Below are 4,490 nucleotides of genomic sequence, written 5' to 3'. Positions count from 1 at the left end.
CCCGTTCCGTCCTCACGGAGCATCAAGCGACCGATGCGGTTCTGAGAAGCGTTGCGACCACCGTAGTAATACTTCACATTGTTCTCCGGGTGGTCAGGATAGTTGATGCCTGTCAGACGCTGATAGTCGTAATCGTAGGTGATGAACTTGCCTTCCTTTGCAAGGTTGGCAGTCTGCTTGGTCAGTACATTGCCGAGCGCATCATAAGTGAAACTTGTGATGCCGCTTGCAGGATGGTTCACCTCAGTACGGCGGTCACCCATGTCGTAAGTAGAGGTCGTCACATTGCCCTCCGTGTCGGTGACACGAACAAGACGCTGTATGCCGTCATACTCAAACGAAGTGGTAATCTCACCGTCAGGACCGCTCTTCTGGATGGTCTTTAAGGTCTTGCCACTGCCATTGGTATGGGTAGCCTGGACATTATGGAGTGCGTCTGTTACGGTTGTAACAAGTGCATGACTGCCGTTGTCAACAGAATATGCCGTAGTTGTCGTAGAGTTGTCCGGCAATGTCACTGAGGTAGCACGGTCGAGCACGTCATAAACAGTAACCGTTGGAGATACATTGTCAAATGACTTGTTGAATGTGGACTTCGATCCAGTTCCTTCCGTTGTAGGATAGAAGGCCTTTGCCACACGTCCGAAAGCATCATACATGTTTCTTCCGCTGACTATCATCACGTTCTCATCCTTGGCAGAGTTTCCCTTGGATGCACTTGTCACAACACCGTCCTTCTTCACCTGCACGGCTCTTCCGAAACCGTCAACGAATGTAACGGTCTCCAAGTCATCGTTAGGATGCTGGATGTCGTAGTGCTTGGTCACTGCGTAAGCAGGAGCGGTAATGCCACTCTCACCAAAGGTAGCCAAAGGCTGATATTCAAAGGCGATGGCATAAGGTACACCTGTAGCCAACTCGTTAGGACCACGCACGCCAGTGATGCGACCGAGGTCGTCAACATCAGTCTCGTAGTAGAAGTTGTTGAGGTCGCGATGCTCCTTGGCAATGCCATAGCGATAGTCAAAATTGCCTTGCTCGCTGCGGTAGCCCCACGCATCGTCAATGCGCTCAACATACATGTTCATCTCAGGCTCATAGCGGTACTTGTACCACATACGCTGTCCCTTGCCGTTGGCAGGGAGGGTCTTCTGGATGATGTTGCCGTAAGAGTCGTACTTGTAATCAGTAACTGCCGCACCGTCATTCAACTGCTGTGTAATCTGCGTGATGTGGTTGGCGTAGTTGGTATTATACTTCGCCGTCACATGGTGGTAGAGTGAGCCGTCACCGCCTGTAACAGTCACATCAACAGGAAGTCCGAAGATGTGCTTGCTTGCATTGTCGGTATATTTGATAGCAGTCGCATAATCGAACTTGCCGTTTCCGTCCTCGCCAAGACTGCCCTTGTCGCTGTACTTGTAGGACTTCAACTCACCATGATAGCCATTGAGATAATACTCGTTCCATGCCTCGGATGTAACCACACCGTTTGCCGCTCCCTCATACTGCAAGTTTGCCGTATAGCGGAGAGGAATGAATGCAGATGCACGGTCACTCCAAAGGTTCACGTCACGCTTTGCGAACGTGTACTTGTCACCGTCGGCAGTCAGATAGTAGCTGTCGTAACGGTTCTTTGTCTCGGTGTACTTGTTGCCGTTGGCATCCTCTACGGATGTGGCGGTAACATTGCCCTGCGTGTAGTAGTTAGCTACATCGTAGTTCTCAACAGCCTGTCTGTAAACAGAATTGCCATTCTCCGTGTCAAGGTTCTTGGTGATGACCTCACCGAAACCGAGGAACTCACGTTCATGGCGGTCACGCTTGCCGTCCTTGTACTCAAAGGCGGTAGTCATTACAGGACCGTCGTCATGGATACCATCATCAACGGTAAGGGCAGACATTACCCACTTGCCACCAGGAAGTCCGTAGGTAGGAGTGGTATGCGCATAGTCGAGTGTGAAAGTTCCGCCCAAGAAATTGGTGACAGACTTCAACATGTTGGTTCTGCCAATGGCTGAGCGTGTAACCTTCAACTCGCTTTCCTTCTCAGACTCAACGATGTCAAGATAGCCGTCACCATCAACATCCTGCAAAGAGTAGGTAGGACGATTGATACTGTGCGAGGTTGATGCACCAGGGTTGGTTGAAATCTTGATGCTTATGACAGGAATGTTGATGGTCAAAGTGAACGCTGCGTTTGCAGACTCTGATGTAGAGGCTGATTCACTAAGCGCACTTGCACCCTTCCAACTGATAGGCTCGTCAAAGCCATTGCCTGTATTAAGGGCAACAGTGATACCATCACCATTCTTCCAAACCTTATCTGGGAGACCGTCAGAGTTGATGTCGATAAGGTTGTATTCCTCCTCGCTCTCTGAGGTTACGATGCCAAAGCCAGCGGAGAAGCTGCCAGAAGCCTTGTTTATATCCTTATATTTTTTATCTTTAAATTCACCCCAGCCAGCCTCAGGAGTATTACCACTTGCACCAATATTATAAGAAAGACTCTTACCGCCTTGAACACGGTCAAGTTCCCAATCTATAGGCTCAGTGAAAGCATAGCCAAGATTCAATCTTACCTTCTTATCGGAAAGAATTTTGTCAGGAAGTCCATCGCCATTAATATCAATGAACGATTCTACAGCTTCATCAGTATTCTTTGGCGCACTGCCAGAAATGGAGAATTGGGCCAACCAAGCAGTCTGTTGGTTCAGTATTGATGCCTTTCCTCCAGATATTAAATAGGTAATATCAGAAGCCGAAGCAACAGGATTGCCACCATATCCCCATGCCTGTGAAGCATTGTCGGAGTTGTTAGAGCCGATGCCCTTGTAGATTTCGCCACTCAGTCCACCAAGAGAGTTGGTGTATTGAATCGTACCACCAGCGATGATGTCCGGGAAGCCATCACCATTCATATCCATCATGGTGACCTCTGTCTTGGCACTACCGCTCGCATCGTTGTGCGTGATGCCAAGCGCACCGCCTTGCACTACCGTGCTCTTGCTGGACATCACTTGGCTTACAGCTGCCGCACCAGTACCCTGCAAGTATTCACCTGCAAGTCCTGCCACCTCTGTATTATTATCCAATGGATTGGTAAGGAGTACATCCTGTTCTGTCAATCGGGCTGTGCTTGCCTCTGTCGCTGTAAGGTAGATGTCCTGTCGCTGACCGACCCACTTATCCATAGAAGTCTGGTCTGTACCCAATGGAGTGAATGCCATCGTGAGAGGGTCAACCTTGTCGTTCTCGTTTTCAGGTAATTTCAGCAATGACTCGTCAATAGGCTTTGCATATCTGCCCTCTGCCGAGTTATAAACAAAACCTCCCCAGCCACGGTAAAGCATACCGAAGCCAAGATTGTCATTCTCTGCATAGAATCCAGCAAGCACATTCTCTGTTACGAGACCTGCCGCATCTTTCAGAATGGAAACAGAGGCTGAAGTAACAGTTTCATTAGAGATTGCTGCCGGATAGCTGTATTCAAACCAGATGTTCTTTCCTGCAGTAGTTGCAAATCGCAGAGTATCGGCTTTCAAGATGCCATTCTCGATAGTGAAAGACTTCTTGCCAACAAGCGCATCCTCTGTTTTTGCGGTCAAAGTAATCTGACCGTTGATAGAATTGTCCGAAAGGGTAAGCACTGGAGACACAACCAAAACGGTATCAGTCGCAGTGGTCAAGTATGGCTTGCCCTCTGCCAAGGCATTTGCAAATATCTTGTAGTGTGCAGGAACGGCTACAGTCTGTTCGATATTGGTAGAGTCCTTATAAGTCACAGACGCTTGCCAACCGATATTCTTCCAATCAACATTTGAGGTAGATGAAATCTCAAAGCTGAAGTTGGTCAGCTTTTCAGTATTCTCCAGACTGATGTTGAGTGAATCGCCATTGAAAGTCTCATTAGCCTTTAATGTACGAGCAAAGACCGTCTTCTCGATATAGTTCGGGTTGTCGTTTCCGTCACTGTCTTTCTTGTCGTTGCTGCCAATGATGCTGAGAACAACATCGTCGGTTGTTGCTGGCTTGTGGAAGGCACTGTGAACTTCAACGCTTGATCCATTCTCCACATTTGCAGAGGTGTTCACATCATAGATGGCACCATCATCAGGTTTGTACTCTGTTGAAGAAAGACCATTAGGTAAGGTGTTTGACTCGCCAGCGTATGTAATGGTAGGCGACCAGCTCACCTTGTCAAAAGAACCGTTGCTTGTTTCCTCAGAACCCGACTGCACACGGAAATAGATTCTGTTACCACGCTTGACGGCAACAGATGATACGGCTGCACTGTATGGACTGTTGTCACCCTTGGCTATCGTCTTGTTCCAAAGTTCATTGCCTCCCTTTTGGATGGCAATTCTTACGCCGTCTGCCTTCTGATACTCGTCAGCATCATAGTCATCTGTTGGTGCAATGAGGCTTACTTGACCAGTTACGCTGACAGTTCCGTCCTTAGGAGCCTGCCATACACGCACAATATCCTC

At 48.5% G+C, this 4,490-nt stretch carries 1 protein-coding gene; it reads right to left on the bottom strand.

Going from position 1 to position 4,490, the window contains the following annotated elements; translation table 11 throughout:
* Positions 1-4,490 (bottom strand): toxin TcdB middle/N-terminal domain-containing protein (locus tag DXA74_RS15685; protein WP_304650915.1); only part of this gene is annotated, 4,490 nt, incomplete at both ends.

The organism is Bacteroides sp. OF04-15BH, assembly GCF_003477995.1.
In the GTDB taxonomy this organism is placed as follows: domain Bacteria; phylum Bacteroidota; class Bacteroidia; order Bacteroidales; family Bacteroidaceae; genus Paraprevotella.
Note: the sequence above shows the minus strand (reverse complement) of the source record. Positions and strands in the feature narration are given on the sequence as shown.